Source organism: Amycolatopsis thailandensis (genome assembly GCF_042723255.1).
In the GTDB taxonomy this organism is placed as follows: domain Bacteria; phylum Actinomycetota; class Actinomycetes; order Mycobacteriales; family Pseudonocardiaceae; genus Amycolatopsis; species Amycolatopsis thailandensis.
Genome location: NZ_JBHXJK010000032.1, coordinates 1 through 21,566 on the forward strand (window position 1 = coordinate 1; position 21,566 = coordinate 21,566).

A 21,566-nucleotide genomic window follows, 5' to 3' on the forward strand; every position below is an offset into this window, starting at 1 on the left:
GCCCTGGATGGTGCCGCCCAGGCACTTGATGGCGCAGGCCGAGATGATGCCCTCGGGGGTGCCGCCGATGCCCATCAGAAGGTCTTGCGGGTACCGCGGGTCTCGTGGGTGGCGGAGGCTCGGCGGTGTCGCGAAAGCCACCTTCGCAACCTTCACCGTTGCGAAAGTGGCTTTCACAACCTCCCTGACCAGCGGAGAAGCGACTTCGCCGAGACCCTGCCTCGCAAGGCAGGGAAGGAGGCCTCCACGGACGGCTAGCGGGACGCCAGATAGGCCCGCCAGTCACCGACGGAGGTGATGTCGGTCAGGCCAGGCGAGTCCACAAAGGACGAGCGCAGGACCGTGGCAAGGCAGGCTGCACCGTCCTCCAGCTCGACGACGCCCAGCTCCAGTTCCGGCGGTTCCGCGGGGACGAGGTGATCCCGCAACACCGCGAGCGGCAAGTCGTACACCTCCCCGACCACCGATCCGGAACCGCCTTCGTACATCGCCGGAAACCGGTCGCCCACCGAGAAGTAGTGGTACTTCGGCGCGGATCGGGCCACGCAGCACAACGGCGCGCCCTGCAACTGCTCGTGCAGCGGTCCGCCACGCATCCCGCCGCCGTTGAGGAACATCAGAACCACGACATGATCCCTTCGATCCCGAAGTACACCCCGAACACCGCGGCCAGGATCCCGAGGATCCAGCCGATCTCGCGGATCTTGCCCTTGCAGATCTTGATCAGCACGTAGCCGACCAGCCCGGCGCCGATCCCGTTCGTGATCGAGTAGGTGAACGGGATCAACGCGATGGTCAGGAACACCGGGATCGCGAAATCCAGGTCCCGCCAGGGAATCCGCGCGCACTGGGCCATCATCATCCCGCCGATGACGACCAGCGCGGGCGCCGCGGCCTGCGCCGGGACGACGGCCGCGATCGGTGTCAGGAACAGCGTCGCGGTGAACAACCCGCCGGTGACGATGCTCGCCAGCCCGGTCCGCGCGCCTTCGCCGACCCCGGCGGCCGATTCGAGGAACACCGTGTTCGGAGCCGAACCGGTGACACCGCCCGCGAGGGCGCCGGCGCCGTCGACCAGCAGGATGCGGCCCATCCCCTCGACCTTGCCGTCCTTGGTCAGCCCCGCCTCCTCGGAGACGCTGGTGATCGTGCCCATCGCGTCGAAGAACCCGGAAAGCACGAGCGTGAACAGGAAGACCGCCGCCGTCACCGCGCCCGCCGACCCGAAGCCGCCGAAGAGATCGATGTCGCCCAGCAGGCTGAAGTCGGGATGCGCGACGACCTGATCGGGCACCTTGGGCTCGACCAGCCCCCAGCCCTGGACGTGGAACACGCTGTTGACCAGCACCGCGAGCCCGGTCGCGACCGCGATGCTGATCAGCACCGCGCCCGGAACGCCGCGGCTCACGAGCACGATCATCAGCAGCAGGCCGAGGCAGAAGATCGCGATCGGCCAGCCTTCGAGGTGACCGCCGATCCCCATCCGCACCGGCACCGTCGACTGGGCGGAGTCCGGGGTCCGGGTGACGAATCCGGCGCTGACCAGGCCGACCAGCGCGATGTAGAGCCCGATGCCGACGGTGATCGCGACCTTGAGCGGCATCGGGATCGCGTTGATGATCCGTTCCCGGATCCCGGAAACGGCCATGAACACGATGCAGACGCCTTCGAGGACGACGAGCCCGAAAGCCTGCGCCCACGTCATGGTCGGCGCCATCTGGAAGGCGACGACACCGTTGACGCCGAGACCGGCGGCGAGCGCCAGCGGGGCGTTCCCGACGAGGCCCATCAGGATCGTGGTCACGCCCGCCGCCAGCGCGGTCGCCGTCGTGATCGCCTCGGTGGTCAGCTTCGCGCCGGTGATGTCGGCCGACGCGCCGAGGATGAGCGGGTTGAGCAACACGATGTAGCACATCGCGACGAACGTGGTGATCCCGCCGCGCACTTCGCGGCCGATCGTGCTGCCGCGGTGGGAGATCTTGAACCAGCGGTCGAGCCCGGACAGCCGCCCCGGCTCGGACGAGGGCAGGTGGGGACGCTCTGTACCTAATTGGGTCATGCCTACTCCACAACGTTGTGGGGCGGGAAAGATCTAGTAAGCCTTCTTGTCGGGTTTCGACAGCCAGGCCTGGAAAGGCGCGAAAGAGTCCGGAAGGGACAGTTGGCCGACGGGTAGTGACCAGGTCTCGCGCGGGCGGGAAAAGAGCTCGTAGAACTCGCGGTCGTCGAAGCCCGCCTCGGCCGCGTCGTGGCGGTCGGCGGCGTAGACGACCTTGCCGACACGCGCCCAGAGCGCGGCGGAAAGGCAGAGCGGACAGGGCTCGCACGAGGTGACGAGGACGCAGCCGTCGAGCTTGTGGTCGCCGATCGCCTGGCAGGCCGCGCGGATCGCGACGACCTCGGCGTGCGCCGTCGGGTCCAGCGTCGGCGTCACCTGGTTGGTCCCGGTGGCCAGCACCGAACCGTCGCGGACGATCATCGCGCCGAACGGGCCGCCGCCGCTTTCGACGTTCGCGGTGGCCAGCTGGACGGCTTCGGCGAGCCATTTCTGCTCGTCGGACTCCGAAATGGACAGACGGGTACCCACGGATGTGCTCCTAGCTCGAAAAAGTACGGATGTCAGGTGCCGGTGAGATGCTCGGGACGCACCGGGACACGGGGCAGCGCCAGCCCGGTGGCCGCGCGGATGGCCGCGACGATCGCCGGGGTGGACGAGATCGTCGGCGGTTCGCCGACCCCGCGCAGACCGTACGGCGCGTTGGGATCGGGCCGTTCCAGGACGTCGATGTCCATCGGCGGCATGTCCAGCACGGTCGGGATCAGGTAGTCGGTGAACGACGGGTTGCGGATCTTCCCGTCCACGGTCTGGATCTCCTCCATCACCGCGAGCCCGAGCCCCTGCGCGGAACCGCCCTGGATCTGGCCGAGCACCGCCTGCGGGTTGAGCGCCTTGCCGACGTCCTGCGCGCAGTCGAGCGCGACGACCTTGATCAGCCCGAGTTCGGTGTCGACGTCCACCACCGCGCGGTGCGCCGCGAAACCGTACTGGACGTGCGCGTTGCCTTGTCCTGTCTCGGGATCGATGGGCGTCGTCGGCCGGTGACGCCATTCGACGGTCTCGTCGAAGACCTCGTCGCCGAGGACGTCGGCGAGGTCCGCCAGCACGCTGCCGTCGACGGAGACCACCTTGTTCGCGACGACGTTCAGCTTGCCGTCCGCGGCGAGCTTGCCGGCGAGATGCTTGTGCAGCCCGGAGCGGACCGCGACGCAGGCGGCCTGAACGGCGCCGCCCGTGACGTAGCTCTGGCGCGACGCCGACGTCGAACCACCGTTGCCGATGTTGGTGTCCATCGGCAGGATCGTCACCTGCTCGATGCCGAGTTCGGTCCGGACGATCTGCTGCATGATCGTCACGAGTCCCTGGCCGACCTCGCAGGCGGCGGTGTGCACGGTCGCCGCGGGTTCGCCGCCGACGAGCTGCAGCCGCACACGGGCCGTCGAGTAGTCGTCGAAACCCTCGGAGAAGCAGATGTTCTTGATGCCGACCGCGTAGCCGACACCCCGGACGACGCCTTCGCCGTGCGTGGTGTTGGAGACGCCGCCGGGCATCCGGCGCAGGTCCAGATCCTCGTGCTGGACAGGCAACGGCTTGGCGCGCAGGCGTTCCAGCAGTTCGGCCACCGGCGCGGCCGAGTCGACCACCTGACCGGTCGGCATGAGACTGCCTTCCTCCATCGCGTTGAGGATCCGGATGTCGACAGGGTCGACGCCGCACGCTTCGGCGAGCTTGTCCATTTGGGACTCGTAGGCGAAGCCCGCCTGCACCGCGCCGAAGCCGCGCATCGCGCCGCAGGGCGGGTTGTTGGTGTACACACCCCAGCAGTCGACCGAAGCACTGTCCACATTGTACGGGCCGACGCCGAGCGTGGCCGCGTTCGCCACCACCGCGCCGGTCGACGAGGCGTACGCGCCACCGTCCAGGTACAGCTTCGCCTTCACATAAACGAGCCGGCCGTCCTTGTCCGCGCCGTGCTCGTAGTACATCTTCGCCGGGTGGCGATGCACATGGCCGTAGAAGGATTCCTCGCGGTTGTAGACCATCTTGACCGGTTTGCCGGTGTGCAGTGCCAGCAGACACGCGTGCACCTGGATCGAGAGATCCTCACGGCCGCCGAAAGCGCCGCCGACCCCGCCGAGCGTCAACCGCACCTTGTCCTTGGGCAGGCCCAGCGCGGCGACGATCTGCTGCTGGTCGACGTGCAGCCATTGCGTGGCGACATAAAGGTCGACGCCGCCTTCGGTGTCCGGGATCGCCATGCCGGACTCGGGCCCGAGGAAGGCCTGATCCTGCATGCCGACCTCGTAGACGCCCGACACCACGACATCGGCCTTCACCGACTGGTCGCCGTGACGGATCTTGGCGTACCGCACGACGTTCCCGCCGGGGTGCAGCTCGGCGCCCTCGCCCGCGGCGGCCTTCTCGGAGTCCGTCACCGGTTCGAGGACCTCGTAGGAGACCTTGATCCGCTTCATCGCGCGGCGCGCGGTCTCGGGGTGGTCCGCCGCGACCAGTGCGACGGGCTCACCCTGATAGCGCACGACGTCGACGGCGAGCACCGGCTGGTCGGCGTGCTCCAGGCCGTACTTGTTCAGCCCGGGCACGTCTTCGTGGGTCAGCACCGCGTAGACCCCTTGCACGGCAAGGGCTTCGGTGATGTCGATACCGGTGATCCGCGCGTACGGATGCGGGCTGCGCAGCGTCGCGCCCCACAGCATGTCCTCGTGCCACAGGTCCGAGGAGTACGCGAACTCGCCGCGCACCTTGACCGTGCCGTCCGGGCGCAGCGGGCTCGTCCCCACCCCGTTTTCGGTGGTCCGCTTGGAGACTTCGGTGGTGGTCATACCGTCTCCCTCAGCCGCGCACTGGCCACGGCCAGGTCACGGGCGATCTCGTCTTCGGATTCCTCGCGCAGGGTCCCGCCGGTCACCACGGTCGCGCCGCCCACGAAGAGCCGCTCGACCGGCGGGGTGGCGCCGAGCACCAGGGCGGCGATCGGATCGGTGATCCCGGCGTAGTTCAGGCCGTTCAGGTTCCAGACCGCGAGGTCGGCGAGCTTGCCTGCCTCGATCGAACCCAAGTCCTTCTCGCGGCCCAGGCAGCGGGCGCCGCCCATCGTGCCCATCCACAGCGCCTCGCGCGTGGTCAGCGCACGCGGTCCGCCGCGCTGGCGCGCTTGCAGCAACGACTGGTGCAGTTCCTCGCCGAGGCCGCCGGACTCGTTGGACGCGGCGCCGTCGACGCCGAGCCCGACCGCGACACCGGCGTCGAGCAGTTGCCGAACCGGGGCGATCCCGGCGCCGATCCGGCCGTTGGACGTCGGGCAGTGCGCCGCTCCCGTGCCCGTGGCGCCCAGGCGCCGGATCGCGTCCGGGGCGAGGTGGATCGAGTGCGCGAGCCAGACGTCTTCGGCGAGCCAGCCGAGCTTGTCGGCGTACTCGGCCGGGGTGCAGCCGACCTCGGCGAGGCACTGCTTCTCCTCGTCGACCGTCTCGGCGAGATGCGTGTGAAGCCGGACTCCCTTGCGGCGAGCCAGTTCCGCCGCGCCGGTCATCAGCCGCTCGCTCACCGAGAACGGCGAGCACGGACCGGCCGCGATCTGCAGATGAGCACCGGCCGAGGCGTCGTGGAACCGGTCGATCGCGGCCTCGGTGCCGAGCAGCGCGGCCTCCGTCTCCTCGACGAGGTTGTCCGGCGGGAGCCCGCCCTGCGATTCGCCCCGATCCATCGAGCCGCGGACGACGTGCAGCCGCACACCGACCCGGATCCGGGCGGCGGCGAGGGCTTCGACCTGGTCGCCGCCGTCGTGCGGGAAGACGTAGTGGTGGTCGGCGACGGTCGTGCAGCCGGTGGTCGCGAGCCGCGCGAGCCCGGCGGTGGCCGCCGCGTGCGTGATCTCGGCGTCGAGCCTTCCCCAGATCGGGTACAGCGCGACGAGCCATTCGAAGAGCGTGTGATCGGCGGCGAGGCCGCGCGTGGCCCACTGGTAGAGGTGGTGGTGGGTGTTGATCAGGCCGGGCGTGACCAGGCAGCCGGAGCCGTCGACGCGTTCGTCGTACTCACCTTCGGGCGCCTTTCCCGCGCCGACAGCCGCGATGCGGTCGTTCTCGATGACGACGTGGCCAGAGCCGTGCTCGGTGCCCGCGCCGTCGACGGTGGCGATCGCGGCGTTCTCGATGACGGTCTTCACGCGGTCCCTCCCCTTGTCGCGGCCAGCCGGACGGCGTCGAGGATCTTCTCGTATCCGGTGCACCGGCACAGGTTCCCCGCCAGTGCCTCGCGGATCTCCTCGTCGGCGGGGTTCTCGACCCGGTTGAGCAGATCGTGCGCGGCCACGACGAGACCGGGCGTGCAGAAGCCACATTGGACGGCACCGGCATCCACAAAGGACTGCTGGACACGGTCGAGCTTGTCGCCCTCGGCCAGTCCTTCGACCGTGCGGACCTCGCGGCCCTCGACCTGCCCGGCCGCGACCAGGCACGAGCACACCGGGACCTCGTCGAGATACACCGTGCAGGACCCGCATTCGCCCTGTTCACAGGCGTTCTTTGAGCCCGGGAGGCCGAGCCGCTCGCGGAGCACGTAGAGCAGGCTCTCGCCCTCCCAGACGTCGTCGGCCTGGCGGGACTCGCCGTTGATCGTCACGTTCACGCGCACTCGCGTTCACCCTTCTGGAAGTCGTTCCACGCCCAGGTCAGCGTCCGCCGCGCCAGGACGGACAACGCGTGCTTGCGGTAGTCGGCGCTGCCGCGGACGTCGTCGATCGGCGACGCCGCCTCCGACACCAGCTCGCCGAACCGGCGTTTGACCGAATCCGCGACGGAAGCCTTGGTGGACCAGGGAAGTTCGGCGGAGAGGAATTCTTCGGCGGCGGCCGCCCGGCGCGGGGTCGGGGCCGCGGAGCCGACGGCCGCGCGGATCTCGCGGGTGTCCAGGTGCAGGGCCAACGCGAACGAGCAGACCGCGATGACCATCGCGTTGCGCGTCCCGACCTTGGCGAACTGCTGCGGCCCGACCACGGCGGGCAGGTACACCGCGGTGATCAGCTCGTCGGGTTCGAGGGCGTTGCGTTTGACGCCGAGGTAAAACTCCTCGGCCGGGATCCTGCGTGTTCCGCGCACCGACGCGGCCTCGACCTCGGCGCCGAGCACGAGCAGCACGGGATGCGTGTCGCCGGCGGGCGAGGCGGCGCCCAGGTTCCCGCCGACGGTGCCCCGGTTGCGGATCTGCGGCGAACCGACGGTGCGCGAGGCCATCGCCAACGCGGGCAGAACTTCACCCAGCTCAGCGATCACCCGGACGTAGGGCACGGAAGCGCCGAGCCGGATCTCGCCGTCGCTCTCGGTCCACTCGGCGAGTTCCGTGACGCGGTTCAGATCGAGCAGCGCGCCGGGACGACGGTGGTCGAAATTGAGCTCCACCATGACGTCCGTGCCGCCCGCGATGGGTACCGCGTCGGGTCGCTCGGCCTTGACGGCGAGCGCCTCGGTCAGCGAGCTGGGGCGCAGGAAATCCACTCTCGGGCTCCTCGGTTCGGCGGAGTGCTGTGACGGCTGACTCAGTAGACGCCCTGCGCCCGTATGGCGGCAACGGTGCCGAAGCATGAAATCTCCCCAGCACGGGCCGGTCGATTTGTGGTTTCCTACAAACCTGATGACGACCGTGAAAACTCTGCTCGCGCTACCCGGGTTGCGCTTGCGTGTGCGCGCCGGGACGGCTCTGCTCGACCGTCCGGTGTCCCGGATCTACGTCACCGAACTGCCCGACCCCGGGCGGTACGTGTCGGCGGGCGAGCTCGTCCTGAGCGGGTTGCTGTGGTGGCGCGGGCCCGGTGATTCCGAGGCCTTCGTGGCCGCGCTGGCGAAGGCCGGGGCCGCGGCGCTGGCGGCATCCGGAGCGGACTCCGACGGGATCCCCGAAGACCTCGCCGAAGCCTGCACGCGACACGGGATTCCGTTGCTGGAGGTGCCGACGGATCTGTCGTTCTCGGTCGTCACCGAACGGGTCGTGCTGGCGTTGGCCGCGGCCGCGGAAGGCGCTCGCAAACGTTTGCTTTCAGCGGCGACGGAAGACGCGTCGGTGGAAACGCTGCTGGCGCGGGCGCGCGCGGAGATCGGTCTCCCCTGCTGGGTGGTGCCGACCGGGACGGCGACCGATCTGGTGCGGCGGTTCGTCGCCGCGGGCGGACGTTCCCTGGAGGCGGACGACGTCTCCGTCCGGCCGGTCGGCGGCAGGCATGCGTTGCCGTGGCTGCTCGCGATCGGCGGCGCGCTGACCGCCGCCCAGGCGGAGATCGCCGAGGAACTCGCCGGGCTGATCGGGCTCGCGCGCACGCGGGCGGACGAGGTCCGCGCGGTCACCGACAGGGTGCTCGAACCGTTGCTCGCCGCGCTCGACGAAGGAAGTGATCCGCACGCGGCCTTGACCGCGACCGGTCTGCGCGGCGATCTGCGCGTCGTCGTCGCCCGCACCGAAGGATCCGAAGCGGCGCGCGGGATCCTGACCGAGCTACTCCCGCCGGGCGCCCTCGTCGGGCCCGCCGGGGAGACGACCTGGGCGGTGGCCGAGGACGACGGCGAATGGCCGGAGGACTGGCCGGCCACGGTGACCTCCGCGCTGGCGGAAGTGAAGTCGCTGCTGCCGTGCCGCCGGGTGCTGATCGGGATCAGCGACCGTTCCCCGGTTTCCGTGCTGCGGGGCGCGAAAGAGGTCGCGCGCTACGCGCTGGCCGTGGCGGCGGAACGGCCCGGCACGGTCGAGGTCGTCCACGGCGGCGAGATCGGCATGCACCGGCTGCTGCTGGCAGGCGCGCCCGACGACCTCCGGACGGCGTTGCGGCGACGGGTCTTGGGCCCCTTGCTGAGCTACGACGCCGAACAGGGCACCGATCTGGTGCACACCTTGCGCGTGTTCCTGGAATGCTCCGGCTCACCGACGCGGGCCGCGCGGGCACTGCACGTCCACGTCAACACCTTGCGGTACCGGATCGGCCGGGCGAGCGAACTGCTCGGCACCGATCTGACCGAGTTCACCGAACAGCTCGACGTCTATTTGGCCTTGTCGGCAGGGAGCTGAAATGGGCATCACCACGGCGAAAGAAGCCGCCTACGATCCGCGTGTGGTCGCTTTCGGGCGGATGATGGGCGCGGCGAACCGGCTCGAATACCTGCTCGGCCGCGCGCTGGAAGCCGAATGCGGGATCTCGCATCTGATGTTCGAGGTCCTGCTGATCGTCGGCCGGTCGGGCGAGGCCGGGATGAGTATGCGCGCGATCGCGCAGGAGCAGGTGCTGACCACCGGCGGCGCGACGCGGCTGGTCGACCGGATGACCACGCTCGACCTGGTCGTCCGCACCGCCGACCCCGAAGACCGCCGCGTGCAACTCGTCCGGCTGACGGCGAAGGGCGAGGAGACGACCGTCCGGGCCGCGCTGGTGCACGTCGAGAACATCCAGCGGCTCTTCCTCGACCCGCTGCCCGCGGACCATCGCGAACGGTTCGCCCAGGACCTGCGGACGCTGAGCCATTCCGCCCGTGACGCGCTCCCCCGGCTCCGTTAGGAATATCTGACTGGTCAGACATCGTTGGGTCTCGTCATGAGGCTCATCTATGTCTTCGACGCGTACTGCGGCTGGTCCTACGGGTTCGCCAGGACCATGGCCGACGTCGCGCACCGGCATCCGGACCTGCCGGTCGAAGTGGTTTCCGGCGGCTTGTTCCTCGGCGGGCGCCGCGTGCCGATCCGGCAGTTCGGCTATGTCCAGGGAGCCAACGCCGAGATCACCCGCCGCACCGGGGCGCCGTTCGGGGAAAGCTACGAGCGGCTCATCGCCGACGGCGAGTTCGTCATGGATTCCGAGGCCGCCGCCTGCGGGATGGCCGCGCTGCGCGAAGTCGCGCCGGACCGCGCCGTGCGGCTCGCGGCCTTGCTGCAGGAGGCTTTCTACCTCGACGGACTGAGCCTGTCCGAGGTCTCGACGTATCGCGTGGTCGCGCAGCGGGCAGGCTTGGACGGGGACGCCGTCGAAGCCGCGCTGGACCGGGTTTCCGCCGCGGACGACTTCCGGCGGGCGCGGGAACTGGGTGTCACGGGATATCCGACCTTGCTCGCCTCCCACGGGGACCAGGTCGTGACACTCGTCGCCGGGAACGCGAGCGCGGACGAAGTGGAGCGGCGGATCGGCGCGCTGGTTCCCTAAACTCCGGGTATGTCCTCCTTTGCGGTGTTCCGGCCGGCGACCCCCGCGGACGCCGACGCCGTCGCGGAAATCTGGTACCACGGCTGGCGGGACGGCCATCTCGGCAACGTGCCCGAAGCACTTGTCCGGGTCCGCACGCGCGAGTCGTTCCATGAGCGGGCGGCTCAACGCGTCGCCGACACTTCCGTCGCCATGGTCGGCGACGAGGTCGCGGGGTTCGTGATGGTCGTCGGCGACGAGGTCGAGCAGGTGTACGTCTCGTCGGATCATCGCGGGAGCGGGGTGGCCGGGACGCTGCTCGCGGAGGCCGAACGGCTCGTGGGCGCCGGCGGTCATTCCCGCGCCTGGCTCGCCGTGGCGCCGGGGAACGCGCGGGCGCGTCGGTTCTACGAGCGATGCGGATGGGTCGATGGCGGCTTGTTCGACAATCCGGCTTTCGGACCGGACGGGCCGATTTTCGTGCCGTGCCATCGTTATGTGAAGCATTTAGCCGACTAAATGCAGGGACTTTGGAACCGCGTCGCGTTCACGTGACGCATTTAGTCGCCTAATTGTGCTTGGGTTCACTCGTCAGTGGGAAATGCGCGAGTTAGTGGTGACTTAAAATTACGAACACGTGTTCGAAATGTGGGTGTATTATGGAGGGGTGTCCGAGACCTTCCTTCCTGAACTGCCGCAGGAGTTGTGGCGTGCCGGCGAGCTGGAGCTTGCGCATGGCGTGCGGCAGTTTCTGCGGGTGACGCGGGTGGCGTCGGCCGCGATGGGGCGGTTTCTGGCGGAGATCGAGTCTCGGGGCTCGAAAGACTTGTATGGGTATGGGTCGACGGCGGCGTGGTTCGCCGATGTGGCGGGATTGTCGCGGGCTGAGGCGGGGCCGATCGTGAAGCGGGCGATCGCGTTGAACCCGACCCGGGCCCTGGATGGTAGTGAGGTCCCGGCTGTCGCGCCCACCACGGCCGAGGTGGCGGCCGAGGGGCTCATCGGTGAGCACCGGATCGACCAGATCCTGGACATCCTGAAAAGACTCCCGGCCGACACCTCCGCGGAAGACCGGGAGCACGCGGAGAAAGTCCTGGCCAACCTGGCCCGGGACGCGGGGCCCCGGCAGGTGACGAAGGCCGAAGAGGAAATCCTCGGCTGGCTCGACCCCGACGGCAACGAACCCAAAGAACCCGAACCGAAACAGCCACGCCGCGAAATCACCCTGGAACGCCGTCGAGACGGGTTCTGGACACTCACCGGCCTCCTCGACGACGAACTGGGAGCTCGCACCGCGGCTGCGCTGGAGGCGTACGCGAGACCTCGTCCGGTGGACGAGTTCGGCCAGGCAGATCTGCGGATGAAATGCGAGCGCCAGGGCGATGCGTGGGCCGAGCTTCTCGATCTGGCGATCGCGTGCCCGGATCAGCCCGGCACGAGCGGATACCGGACCCTCGTGCACGTCACCATCGGCCTGGAAGAGCTCAAGACCGGGATCGGGAAAGCCTGCCTCGACTTTGTCGGGGAGATGACAGCCCGCGACGCCCGGATGGCCGCCTGCGACTGCTTGATGCTGCCCGTGGTGATGAACGCGGCCGGTGAACCTCTTGATGTGGGACGGTTGAGACGGTTCGTCACCCCAGGCCAACGCCGCGCCCTGAACATCCGGGACCGGGGCTGTGCCTTCCCCGGGTGTCACCGAAAACCGAAGAACTGCCACGCCCACCACATTCACCACTGGGCAGACGGCGGCCCGACCGATCTCCGCAACCTCGTGCTCCTCTGCGGCTTCCACCACCGCCTGATCCACCACGGCGACTGGCACGTCCGCATGGCGGCCGACGGGCTACCGGAGTTCATCCCACCCCAGTACTTGGACCCGCTACAACGAATCCGGCGCAACACCCTCCACCGCGCCCCCGCCTGATCCGCATGACCCGAGGAGCCCGTCGGCCACACCGGCGACGGGCCCCTCGCCATGCCCATCTCACCCGCCGCCTGAAACGACACGGTCATCCACTCAGGGATGCCGTTGATCAACGGCAGAACGGGGACGCTCCTGTCCCACAACCTCCACTGATCGAGAATCAGCGATCCGAGACTGTCCATCAACGGCCGCCTAACTGCCCAATCCCGATAGAACTCCCCCTAGATCAGCAAAGCCTGCGTGATCACCCCGACGCGACCCGACAGCCATGACCCGAGAAACCCATGCGGGATAAGGCAAATGCGTCGTGCCAGGCGGGTGCGCGGCTTCCCCGCGCCGGATCGGCGAGCAGCGTCCCGAGCGCCACGCTTGGGACGCTCACAGTCTCGAACGTGGCGCTCGGGACACTGCCCTGACGCTCGGCGCCACCCCGGCCCCGCATTCAGAGGACTAATTGCGAGGGCCGCTTTCCCCCGGCGAAGTCAGATAGGCCAGCGCCATCCCGGTCGTTTCGGCGGCCCACTCGCTCCAGGTCAGGCCATCCGGCCAGAATCGGCCACTGGCGGCCCGGTGCACACAGGAACCGATGACGGTTCGAGCCGTCATGCGGACGGCCTGCTCCTGGTCCGGCCAGCGAATCTCCGGAAGACAGCGCCGAACGGCGTCCACGAAAGCGTCCTGGATGGTGGCCAGCGCCTGGAGGCCACGATCGCGCCCCTCGGCGCGCTGGTTGTCGAGCAGTTCGGGGAAGATCCGGTCCCGGCGGGCGAAGGTGTCCGCCAGCGACTGGGCGAACGCGCCGACGATCTCGCCCAGGCCGGGCCCTGCCGCGCGCAGCGCTTCGGCGACACCGGTCTCGAGTTGCCCGAGCAGCTGGTCCTTCACCGCGTACAGCAGCTGGTGCTTGCCGGAGAACCGGCGGTAGATCGCCCCCACCGACATGCCCGCCTGCTCCGCGACCGCCCCGACGGTGAACTCCTCGATGCCCTGAACCGCCAGGACGTGTTCGGCGGCGGCCAGCACCTTCTGCAAGGACTCCCGGCTGCGGGCCTGTTGCGGCGGACGGAACCCCTGATCGGCGGATGGCTGACTCACCGGCCGCACGTTACCGCACCAGATGCGAATGATAACTTCCGTTCGCATTTTACGACGACGAGGAGGCGGCACCATGGTGAGCATCGAGGTAGAGAGCGCCTACGTCGACTTCCCGATCTTCGACGCCAAGACCAGGTCACTCAAGAAGCGGGTACTCGGCAAGGTCGGCGGCAAGATCGGCACCGACGCGAAAGTCCCGATCATCGAGGCCCTGCGGGACATCTCCCTGTCGCTGCGCGACGGCGATCGAGTCGGCCTGGTCGGGCACAACGGCGCCGGGAAGTCCACTCTCCTGCGGTTGCTGTCGGGCATCTACGAACCGACCCGGGGCACCGCGAGGGTCGTCGGCAGGATCGCGCCGGTGTTCGATCTCGGCGTAGGACTCGATCCCGAGGTCTCGGGCCACGAGAACATCCTGATCCGGGGCCTGTTCCTCGGCATGTCCCGCAAGCAGATGGCGAAACGGGTCGACGACATCGCGGAGTTCACCGAACTCGGCGACTATCTGCACCTGCCTTTGCGCACCTACTCCGCCGGTATGCGGGTGCGGCTCGCGCTCGGCGTGGTGACCACCATCGACCCCGAGATCCTCATCCTCGACGAAGGACTCGGCGCGATCGACGCCGCGTTCCTCGCCAAGGCGCGCGAACGATTGGTCGACCTCGCCCGCCGCTCCGGCGTCCTGGTGTTCGCCTCACACTCCGACGAGCTGCTGCGGGAACTCTGCACCACCGCACTTTGGATGGACGAGGGCCGGATCCGCGCGCACGGCTCACTGGACGAAGTGCTCGCGACCTATCACGGCGCGCTCAAAGGAAGATCCTGACCAGCTGATCCTGTCCGTCCGGATCCCGCAGCACGACCTGTTCGCTCGCACGGAGTTCTGCGTCGACGAACTCGTGGATCAGCAACGCGCGACGGGACGGGCTGCTCACACGGTCCGTCGCGCGTAGCCGTCCAACTCGGCCCGGGAGAACGACAACTCCCCCGCGTCCACGGCACCGCAATCCAAGCCACGCAACAAGAAGCTCGCCAAAGCCTGAGCGGTCGCCGGCTCGTCCAGCACCCCGCGGCCGGTCTGGTCGGCGTAGTCCCGCAAGCGGCCCAGCGCCGCCGGGAACCCCTCGCGGAAGAACGCGTACGTCGCCGCGAACCGGGTCGGCAGCTGGTGCGGGTGCAGGTCCCAGCCCTGGTAGAAGCCGTTCTCCAGGGAGCGCCGCACCAGCCGCAGATGTTCGCGCCAGGCCGGGAGGATCGCGTCGCCGACGGGCAGTTTGTTCGTCGAGCCGTCGGAAAGCCGGACACCGGTGCCCGCGGCCGAAACCTGCATGAGCTGCTTGGCGAAATCGGCGGCCGGGTGTTCCATGCTCTGGTACTCGGCGCTGATCCCGAGCCCGGCGCTGTAGTCGTAGGTCCCGTAGTGCAGTCCCGAACACCGGCCGCGCGCGGCCTGGATGATCCGCGGCACCGCGACCGTCCCATCGAGGTCCACAATGGACTGAGCGGTCTCGATCTGGACCTCGAACCGCAAGGAGCCTTCGGGCAGGCCGTACGCGGATTCGAGGCGCTCCAGGACATCCGCCGCCACCTCGACCTGCTCGACGGCGGTCACCTTCGGCAGCGTGACGACGAAGCCTTCCGGCAGCGGCCCGCTTTCCAGCAGACCGGCCAGGAAGAGGTCGAGGGTGCGGATGCCGCGGCGCCGGGTCGCCTGCTCGAAACTCTTGAACCGGATCCCGACGAACGGCGTCCCGCCGGTGACGGCGAGAGTCCGCCCCGCGGCGAGCGCGGTGGCGTCCTCCTCGTCGTCGCCCGGCCTGCCGAGGCCGTCCTCGAAGTCGATCCGCAGATCTTCGATCGGCTCGGTCAGGAGTTTGGTCCTGACCCGGTCGGCGATGTCCGCGTCCAGGCCCAGCTGGTCGGCGTGTTCGCCGAAGACCCGCAGGGCCTGCTTGCCCCAATCCGCCACGAGCCGCGTCTTGTATCGCGACGCGGGCACGTACACGGTGTGCACGGGCTGGCGGCCGGGCGGCTCGCCGGGATATTCGGCCGTGACGCGCGCGTCGGCCTCGGCGAGGCGCGCGTCAGCGGCGGTGTAAACGTCCTCGGTGAGCCGCCCGTTCCCCATCTGTCTACTTGATCCGTTCGTAGGCGGGCAGGGTCAGGAAGTCCGGGAACTCGTCGGCGAGCGCGACCTGCTCGAACAGCTCGACGGCGGGCTCCAGCAGCTCCGGCTTGATCTCCGCGGCCAGATCCCCGCGGACCTCGGCCAGCACGCCTCGCACGAGCTCTTCGGTCACCTTGTCACCGGTGTCGAGCTGCGTGCCGTTGCGCACCCACTGCCACACCTGCGAACGCGAGATCTCCGCGGTGGCCGCGTCCTCCATCAGGTTGTGGATCGCCGCCGCGCCGTTGCCGGAAAGCCAGGACGCGATATAGCGGATACCGACGTCGACGGCGGCGCGCAGACCGGCCGCGGTGGCGCCACCCGGCGTCGAAGCGGCGTCGAGCAGCTGGTCGGCGGTGACGGACACCTCGTCGCGGGTCCGGTCGAGCTGGTTCGGCTTGTCGCCGAGGACCTTGTCGAACTCCTCACGGCAGATGTCGACCATGCCCGGGTGCGCGACCCAGGAACCGTCGAAGCCGTCGCCCGCCTCACGGCTCTTGTCCGCGCGGACCTTGTCGAGCGCGGCTGCGGTGACCTCGGGGTCCTTGCGGTTCGGGATGAACGCGGCCATGCCGCCGATCGCGAACGCGCCCCGCTTGTGACAGGTGCGCACCAGCAGTTCGGTGTAGGCGCGCATGAACGGCGCGGTCATGGTGACCGAGTTGCGGTCCGGCAGCACGAACTTCTCACCCGCGTCGCGGAAGTACTTGATGACGCTGAACAGGTAGTCCCAGCGGCCGGCGTTCAGACCGGACGCGTGCTCGCGCAGTTCGTAGAGGATCTCCTCCATCTCGAAAGCGGCCGGGATGGTCTCGATCAGCACGGTCGCGCGGACGGTGCCGTGCTCGATGCCGAGCGTCTTCTCCGAGTGGGTGAAGACGTCGTTCCAGAGCCGGGCTTCGAGGTGGCTCTCCATCTTCGGCAGGTAGAAGTACGGGCCCTTGCCGCGGTTGAGCAGTTCCTGCGCGTTGTGGAAGAAGTAGAGACCGAAGTCGACCAGGGCGCCGACGGCCTGGCGACCACCGAAGGACAGGCCGCGTTCGTCGAGGTGCCAGCCGCGCGGGCGGACGACGATGGTCGCGTGTTCGACGTCGTCCTTCAGCGCGTAGCTCTTGCCGCCGCTTTCCAGCGTGATGTCCTCGCGGACGGCGTCGTACAGGTTGACCTGGCCGGAGACGACGTTCGCCCAGTGCGGCGTGTTCGCGTCTTCGAGGTCGGCGAGCCAGACCTTGGCGCCGGAGTTCAGCGCGTTGATGGTCATCTTGCGGTCGGTCGGACCGGTGATCTCGACGCGGCGGTCGCGCAGCGCGGGCGGCGCCTCGGCGACCTTCCAGTCGCCCTCGCGGACCTCCTTGGTCTCGGGAAGGAAGTCGAGCTTGCCGGTGGTCCGGGCCTCCTCGCGGCGCTTGCTCCTGGCCTGCAGCAGTTCGTCACGACGGCCGGCGAAAGCCTCGTGCAGACCCGCGAGGAAGGCGAGGGCCTCCGGCGTGAGGATCTCGCTCCCACGCTCGACGGGCGCACCGAGCACCTGGGCTGAGATCTGGTCAGACATGAGAAACACCCCGAGTTCGGATAAATAACGTCCCTACGGTTTTACATGACGGACTATAGTTTCTGCATAGCGGAACATCAACGCCGACGTTAGGAGTACCACGGTGGCAGCGGAGAAGAACGGGCGCGATGGCGGCGTCCAGTCACTTCAGCGGGCCTTCGAGCTCCTCGAGCATCTCGCGGACACCGGCGGCGAGGCCAGCCTTTCGGAGCTGGCGACGCTGTCCGGGCTGCCGATGCCGACCATCCACCGCCTGATCAGGACACTGGTGGACCTGGGCTACGTCCGGCAGAACACCAACCGCCGGTACGCGCTGGGCGCCCGGCTCATCCGGCTGGGTGAGAACGCCAGCATGCAGTTTGGCTCGTGGGCCCGGCCGCTGCTCGCGGAACTGGTCGACGAGGTCGGCGAGACCGCGAACCTCGCCGTCCTGGAGCGGGACGAGGTCGTCTACGTCGCCCAGGTGCCGTCGAAACACTCGATGCGGATGTTCACCGAGGTCGGCCGCCGTCTCCTGCCGCACGGCACCGGCGTGGGGAAGGCGATGCTCGCGCACCTGCCCTCCGACGACGTCACGGCGCTGCTCGCCAGGACCGGCATGCCTTCCTACACCGAACACACCTTCACCGACCAGGACGCGCTCCTGCGTGAGCTGGCGAAGATCGCCGAGCAGGGGTACGCGCTCGACGAAGCCGAGCAGGAACTGGGCGTCCGCTGCGTGGCCGTCGCGGTCCCGGGCGCTCCGGTGCCGGCGGCCGTCTCGGTGTCCGGGCCTTCGGGACGGCTCACGGTGGAGGCCGTCGAGCGGATCGCGCCCGTCGTCCAGCGGATCGCGAACTCGCTCGGCTCCACCCTTTCGCGTGACGGGGTCACCGTTTGAGCCTGGTCTCCAAACCGTCGAGCATCCTCTCCAGGCCGTAGCGGAACTTCTCGTCGCGAAGCCGCTCCGGATCGGCGTCGCTCTTGGCGATCCGTTCCCGCTGGTACGGATGCTCCTGTGCCGCGGCTTCGACGGCGGGGCGCAGCTGCTCCGCCCACTCTCGTTCACTCCTGCCGCTTCTCGCGACGGTGGTCAGCCAAGCCGCCTCGGTCGTTCCCATGCCGACGACATAGGAGATGACCGCGCTGATCGCCTGCTCGACCTCGTCGCCGGGGAAGCCCGCGGTCACGAAGACGGCCAGCAGCCGCTCGTTGAGCCGCATGACGTTCGGCCCGAGGTACGACAGGCCGACCGAGCCGAGCAGTGAAGCGACCCAAGGGTGCCGCAGGATCATGGCGCGGACGCTCTGCGCGCCGACGACGACCGCCTCCCGCCACCTCTCCGGATCGTCGCCGTCCGGCACGGTGATTTCGCCGTAGACCTCGTCGACGACCAGCTCGATCAGCTCGTCGCGGTTGGCCACGTGGCGATAGAGCGAGGTCGCGCCCGCGTTCAGCGCGGTGCCGAGCCTGCGCATGCTCAGCGCGTCGACCCCTTCGGCGTCCAGGATCCGGACGGCCTCGGCGACGATCTGCGACTGGCTCAACGCGGGCTGATCCCGCTTGCGGCGGGGCCGCGTCCACACCGACTGGATCGTTCGTTCCTCCGTTGCCATGGCCCCACCCTAGCGCACGACGTGCCCCCTTGCGAACGATGTTTCTATCTGCGTACAGTGTGCGCATCAACCGAACAACGTACGCAACCATCTCTGGGGGTATCCCGATGAACGAGCCGGAAAGGCGCGACCCGCGCCGCTGGTGGATCCTGATCGTGCTGTGCCTGAGCACGCTCGTGCTGGTCGTGGACAACATGGTGCTGACGGTCGCCGTGCCGCCGCTCGCCGAAGACCTCGGGGCGAGCGCCCAGGACACGCAGTGGATCCTGGACTCCTACATCCTGGTGTTCGCCGGCCTGCTGCTCACCTCGGGAAGCCTCGGGGACCGGTTCGGCCGCCGGAAGGTGATGGTCATCGGCCTCCTCCTGTTCGGAGTGGCCTCACTCGTCGCCGCGTTCGCCGCGAATCCGCTCGAACTGATCGCGTCCCGCGCGGTGATGGGCGTCGGCGGCGCGCTGATCATGCCGAGCACGCTGTCGATCCTGATCACCGTCTTCGACGACGAAGAGCGCCGCAAGGCGATGGCCGCGTGGAGCGCGGTCGCGATGCTCGGCCTGATCGGCGGCCCGGTGCTGGGCGGTGTGCTGATCGCGTGGTTCTGGTGGGGCGCGGTCTTCCTGATCAACGTGCCGATCGTCGTCATCGCCGTCATCGCCGCGTTCACGCTGATGCCGGAATCGAAGGGTCCCTGGCAGAAGCCCGACCCGCTCGGCGCGATCCTGTCCGCGACCGGCATGGTCGCGCTGATCTGGACGATCATCGAACTGCCCAAGCACGGCTTCACCGAAGCCGGGACCCTGGTCCCGCTGGCGATCGCGGTGGTGAGCCTGGCCGGGTTCGTGCTCTGGGAGCGGCACACGCCGTCGCCGATGGTCCCGCTCAAGCTGTTCGGCAAGCGCAACTTCAGCGGCGGCAGCCTGTCGCTCACGCTGGTGCAGATCGGCAACGGCGGCCTGCTGCTGCTCCTGACCCAGTACCTGCAGTTCGTCCTCGGCTACACCCCGACCCAGGCGGGCCTGGCCTTCATCCCGATGGCCCTCGCGTCGCTGCTCTGCAACACCCTCGGCGCCACGCTGGGCCAGAAGATCGGCAACCGCGCGCTGACCACGGCCGGCATGATCGTGATGGCCGGCGGGTTCGGCATGCTCGGCACCGTTTCGACGACTTCGGGCTTCCTGCTGCCGGCGATCGCGCTGTTCCTGCTCGGCGCCGGTGGCGGACTGGCGATGCCTGCGGCGATCTCCGCACTGATGGGCGAGGTTCCGGAGGAGCAGGCCGGTGTCGGCTCCGCGCTCAACGACACCATCCAGCAGCTGGGCGCCGCGCTCGGCATCGCGATCCTGGGCAGTGTCGTGTCGAGCCTGTTCACCTCGCACATGCCCGAGTCGGCCCCGGCTCAGGCGCGGCTCTCGATCGGCGACGCGTTCGCCACCGGCCAAGACGGCCTCATCGCGGCGGCCCGCGAGTCGTTCACCTCGGCGATGTCGACGACGTTCCTGATCAGCGCCGTGGGCGTACTGGCGGCGGCGATGGTCGCCTTCCTGGTGATGCGGGACAAGAAGGCCGCTCCGGTCGAAACAGGCGAGACCGTCCCTGTCACGGCCTGAGCGCGCGCTATGAAAGGTCCTTTCCTTGCAAATTTTGCAAGGAAAGGACCTTTCATAGCATTGGCTAGCTGCTCAGAAGCGCTTCAACGAAGGCGCCGGGCTCGAACGGCGCCAGGTCGTCCGGCCCCTCGCCGAGGCCGACCAGCTTGACCGGCACCCCGAGTTCGCGCTGCACCTGGAAGACGATGCCGCCCTTCGCGGTGCCGTCCAGCTTGGTCAGGACGATGCCGGTGACGTCGATGACCTCCGAGAACACGCGGGCCTGCATCAGCCCGTTCTGCCCGGTGGTGGCGTCGAGCACCAGCAGCACCTCGTCGACCTTCGCCTGCTTCTCGACGACTCGCTTGACCTTGCCCAGCTCGTCCATCAGGCCGGTCTTGGTGTGCAGACGGCCGGCGGTGTCGACCAGGACCGCGTCGACGCCCGCCTCGGTGCCGCGTTTGACGGCGTCGAAGGCGACCGCCGCCGGGTCCGCGCCTTCCTTGCCGCGCACGACCTCCGCGCCCACCCGCTCGGCCCAGGTCTGCAGCTGGTCGGCCGCGGCGGCGCGGAAGGTGTCGGCCGCGCCGAGCACGACGGTGCTCCCCTGCGCGACGAGCACGCGGGCGAGTTTGCCGGTGGTGGTCGTCTTGCCGGTGCCGTTGACCCCGGCGACCAGCACGACCGCGGGCTGCTTCTTCCCGTCGACGGTGTGCGGCAGCGCGCGGACGGCGCGGACCGCGTCGGTCGACAGGGCGGAGGTCAGCACCTCCTGCAAGACGGTGCGAGCCTCCTCGGACGTCCGCACGGCGCGGCGCTTCAGCTCTTCACGAAGGCGCTCGACGATCTCGGTGGTCGTCGCGGCGCCCAGGTCCGCCATCAGCAGCGTGTCTTCGACGTCCTGCCAGGAGTCCTCGTCCAGGTCACCGGCGCCCAGCAGGCCGAGCAGGCTCTGCCCGAACACCGAACGCGACTTGCCCAGCCTGCCGCGCAGCCGCTCCAGGCGCCCGGTGGCCGGGGCGATCTCCTCGGCGGGCACGGGAGCGGGCTCGGGCTCGGGCGCCGAGGTCTCGGCGGGCTCGGGAAGTTCGACGTCGCGCACCGTGCGCTGCGCGGAATCCCGGGGCACCGACGCGTCGTCCCCGACGGCGGGCTGGCCGTCGGTCTCCGGGCGCTCTTCGACCGGATGCTCGGGCTCTTCGGTCTTCTCACCGCCAGGAGCGAGCGCGATCCCGCCTGTCGCGGTATAGCCGCCGCCCTTCGGCTTCTCGACGACGTCGGCAGCCTTGGACTCATCCAGGCTGATCCGGCGGCGGCGCGCGATGAGCAGCCCGGCCACCAGGACGGCGACCAGTACCACGACGGCAACGACAACGATCCAGAACCAGGGGGTGCTCGACACGGCGCCA

General features: G+C 69.0%; 21 protein-coding genes and 1 pseudogene. 8 read left to right on the plus strand and 14 right to left on the minus strand.

Going from position 1 to position 21,566, the window contains the following annotated elements; all coding sequences use genetic code 11:
- The 8 genes and pseudogenes from ACFWMR_RS15280 to ACFWMR_RS15315 form a co-directional block, all read right to left on the minus strand.
- Nucleotides 1–84, minus strand: a pseudogene (locus tag ACFWMR_RS15280) (fructose-bisphosphatase class II); the annotation flags it as partial.
- A 170-nt stretch (nucleotides 85–254) separates the two neighbouring features.
- The gene (locus tag ACFWMR_RS15285; RefSeq protein WP_378277629.1) at nucleotides 255–626 is read right to left on the minus strand and encodes an allophanate hydrolase-related protein; all 372 of its coding nucleotides are present in this window, start codon (nucleotides 624–626) and stop codon (nucleotides 255–257) included.
- A complete protein-coding gene (locus ACFWMR_RS15290; protein WP_093938256.1) occupies nucleotides 617–2,059 on the minus strand; it encodes an NCS2 family permease in 1,443 nt (480 codons plus the stop codon). The genes ACFWMR_RS15285 and ACFWMR_RS15290 overlap by 10 nt, the downstream gene beginning before the upstream one ends.
- A gap of 33 nt (nucleotides 2,060–2,092) precedes the next feature.
- A complete protein-coding gene (locus ACFWMR_RS15295) occupies nucleotides 2,093–2,587 on the minus strand; it encodes a nucleoside deaminase (protein WP_093938255.1) in 495 nt (164 codons plus the stop codon).
- A 32-nt stretch (nucleotides 2,588–2,619) separates the two neighbouring features.
- Nucleotides 2,620–4,902 carry a xanthine dehydrogenase subunit D gene (gene pucD / locus ACFWMR_RS15300; RefSeq protein WP_378378800.1) on the minus strand — a complete coding sequence of 761 codons (2,283 nt, stop codon included), beginning with the start codon at nucleotides 4,900–4,902 and terminating at the stop codon, nucleotides 2,620–2,622.
- Nucleotides 4,899–6,248, minus strand: coding sequence for an 8-oxoguanine deaminase (locus tag ACFWMR_RS15305; protein WP_378378801.1), 1,350 nt, complete (start codon nucleotides 6,246–6,248; stop codon nucleotides 4,899–4,901). Before ACFWMR_RS15305 ends, pucD begins: the two co-directional genes overlap by 4 nt.
- Nucleotides 6,245–6,715, minus strand: coding sequence for a (2Fe-2S)-binding protein (locus ACFWMR_RS15310; RefSeq protein WP_378378802.1), 471 nt, complete (start codon nucleotides 6,713–6,715; stop codon nucleotides 6,245–6,247). The genes ACFWMR_RS15305 and ACFWMR_RS15310 overlap by 4 nt, the downstream gene beginning before the upstream one ends.
- The gene (locus tag ACFWMR_RS15315) at nucleotides 6,706–7,575 is read right to left on the minus strand and encodes an FAD binding domain-containing protein (RefSeq protein ID WP_378378803.1); all 870 of its coding nucleotides are present in this window, start codon (nucleotides 7,573–7,575) and stop codon (nucleotides 6,706–6,708) included. Before ACFWMR_RS15315 ends, ACFWMR_RS15310 begins: the two co-directional genes overlap by 10 nt.
- Nucleotides 7,576–7,711: 136 nt before the next feature.
- Here ACFWMR_RS15315 and ACFWMR_RS15320 point away from each other — a divergent pair, with 136 nt between their 5' ends.
- The 5 genes from ACFWMR_RS15320 to ACFWMR_RS15340 all read left to right on the plus strand — a co-directional run bounded on the left by ACFWMR_RS15320 (nucleotide 7,712) and on the right by ACFWMR_RS15340 (nucleotide 12,162).
- Nucleotides 7,712–9,133: a PucR family transcriptional regulator gene (locus ACFWMR_RS15320; RefSeq protein WP_378378804.1), complete on the plus strand. Its 1,422-nt coding sequence runs from the start codon at nucleotides 7,712–7,714 to the stop codon at nucleotides 9,131–9,133.
- Nucleotide 9,134: 1 nt separating this feature from the next.
- The gene (locus ACFWMR_RS15325) at nucleotides 9,135–9,617 is read left to right on the plus strand and encodes a MarR family winged helix-turn-helix transcriptional regulator (protein ID WP_093938249.1); all 483 of its coding nucleotides are present in this window, start codon (nucleotides 9,135–9,137) and stop codon (nucleotides 9,615–9,617) included.
- 36 nt (nucleotides 9,618–9,653) lie between these two features.
- Nucleotides 9,654–10,256, plus strand: a complete 603-nt coding sequence (locus ACFWMR_RS15330) for a DsbA family protein (RefSeq protein WP_093938248.1) — start codon at nucleotides 9,654–9,656, stop codon at nucleotides 10,254–10,256.
- A gap of 9 nt (nucleotides 10,257–10,265) precedes the next feature.
- Nucleotides 10,266–10,754, plus strand: coding sequence for a GNAT family N-acetyltransferase (locus ACFWMR_RS15335; protein ID WP_378378805.1), 489 nt, complete (start codon nucleotides 10,266–10,268; stop codon nucleotides 10,752–10,754).
- A gap of 148 nt (nucleotides 10,755–10,902) precedes the next feature.
- Nucleotides 10,903–12,162, plus strand: a complete 1,260-nt coding sequence (locus ACFWMR_RS15340; protein ID WP_378378806.1) for an HNH endonuclease signature motif containing protein — start codon at nucleotides 10,903–10,905, stop codon at nucleotides 12,160–12,162.
- Between the two features lie 450 nt (nucleotides 12,163–12,612).
- Here ACFWMR_RS15340 and ACFWMR_RS15345 read toward each other — a convergent pair whose 3' ends face one another.
- Nucleotides 12,613–13,257 (minus strand): TetR/AcrR family transcriptional regulator, encoded by a 645-nt coding sequence (locus ACFWMR_RS15345; RefSeq protein ID WP_378378807.1) that lies wholly within the window; start codon nucleotides 13,255–13,257, stop codon nucleotides 12,613–12,615.
- Between the two features lie 73 nt (nucleotides 13,258–13,330).
- Between ACFWMR_RS15345 and wzt the strand changes: the two genes are divergently transcribed.
- Nucleotides 13,331–14,083, plus strand: coding sequence for a galactan export ABC transporter ATP-binding subunit Wzt/RfbE (gene wzt, locus ACFWMR_RS15350; protein WP_378378808.1), 753 nt, complete (start codon nucleotides 13,331–13,333; stop codon nucleotides 14,081–14,083).
- Here the strand turns inward: wzt and ACFWMR_RS15355 are convergent.
- The 3 genes from ACFWMR_RS15355 to aceB are packed head-to-tail and all read right to left on the minus strand — an operon-like array spanning nucleotide 14,067 to nucleotide 16,976.
- The gene (locus tag ACFWMR_RS15355; RefSeq protein ID WP_378378809.1) at nucleotides 14,067–14,192 is read right to left on the minus strand and encodes a hypothetical protein; all 126 of its coding nucleotides are present in this window, start codon (nucleotides 14,190–14,192) and stop codon (nucleotides 14,067–14,069) included. The genes wzt and ACFWMR_RS15355 overlap by 17 nt on opposite strands.
- Nucleotides 14,189–15,385 (minus strand): DUF6986 family protein, encoded by a 1,197-nt coding sequence (locus ACFWMR_RS15360; protein ID WP_378278096.1) that lies wholly within the window; start codon nucleotides 15,383–15,385, stop codon nucleotides 14,189–14,191. Before ACFWMR_RS15360 ends, ACFWMR_RS15355 begins: the two co-directional genes overlap by 4 nt.
- 4 nt (nucleotides 15,386–15,389) lie before the next feature.
- Entirely contained in the window at nucleotides 15,390–16,976 is a 1,587-nt protein-coding gene (gene aceB, locus ACFWMR_RS15365) for a malate synthase A (RefSeq protein WP_378278095.1), read from the minus strand.
- A 103-nt stretch (nucleotides 16,977–17,079) separates the two neighbouring features.
- Here aceB and ACFWMR_RS15370 point away from each other — a divergent pair, with 103 nt between their 5' ends.
- Nucleotides 17,080–17,856: an IclR family transcriptional regulator gene (locus ACFWMR_RS15370; protein WP_005154827.1), complete on the plus strand. Its 777-nt coding sequence runs from the start codon at nucleotides 17,080–17,082 to the stop codon at nucleotides 17,854–17,856.
- On the opposite strand, the gene ACFWMR_RS15375 is transcribed toward ACFWMR_RS15370, so the two are convergent.
- The gene (locus ACFWMR_RS15375; protein WP_378378810.1) at nucleotides 17,846–18,571 is read right to left on the minus strand and encodes a TetR/AcrR family transcriptional regulator; all 726 of its coding nucleotides are present in this window, start codon (nucleotides 18,569–18,571) and stop codon (nucleotides 17,846–17,848) included. The two genes, ACFWMR_RS15370 and ACFWMR_RS15375, sit on opposite strands and share 11 nt — an antisense overlap.
- Nucleotides 18,572–18,678: 107 nt before the next feature.
- Between ACFWMR_RS15375 and ACFWMR_RS15380 the strand changes: the two genes are divergently transcribed.
- Nucleotides 18,679–20,178, plus strand: a complete 1,500-nt coding sequence (locus ACFWMR_RS15380; RefSeq protein WP_378378811.1) for an MFS transporter — start codon at nucleotides 18,679–18,681, stop codon at nucleotides 20,176–20,178.
- A gap of 64 nt (nucleotides 20,179–20,242) precedes the next feature.
- On the opposite strand, the gene ftsY is transcribed toward ACFWMR_RS15380, so the two are convergent.
- A complete protein-coding gene (ftsY, locus tag ACFWMR_RS15385) occupies nucleotides 20,243–21,559 on the minus strand; it encodes a signal recognition particle-docking protein FtsY (protein WP_378378812.1) in 1,317 nt (438 codons plus the stop codon).
- Between the last annotated feature and the right edge of the window lie 7 nt (nucleotides 21,560–21,566).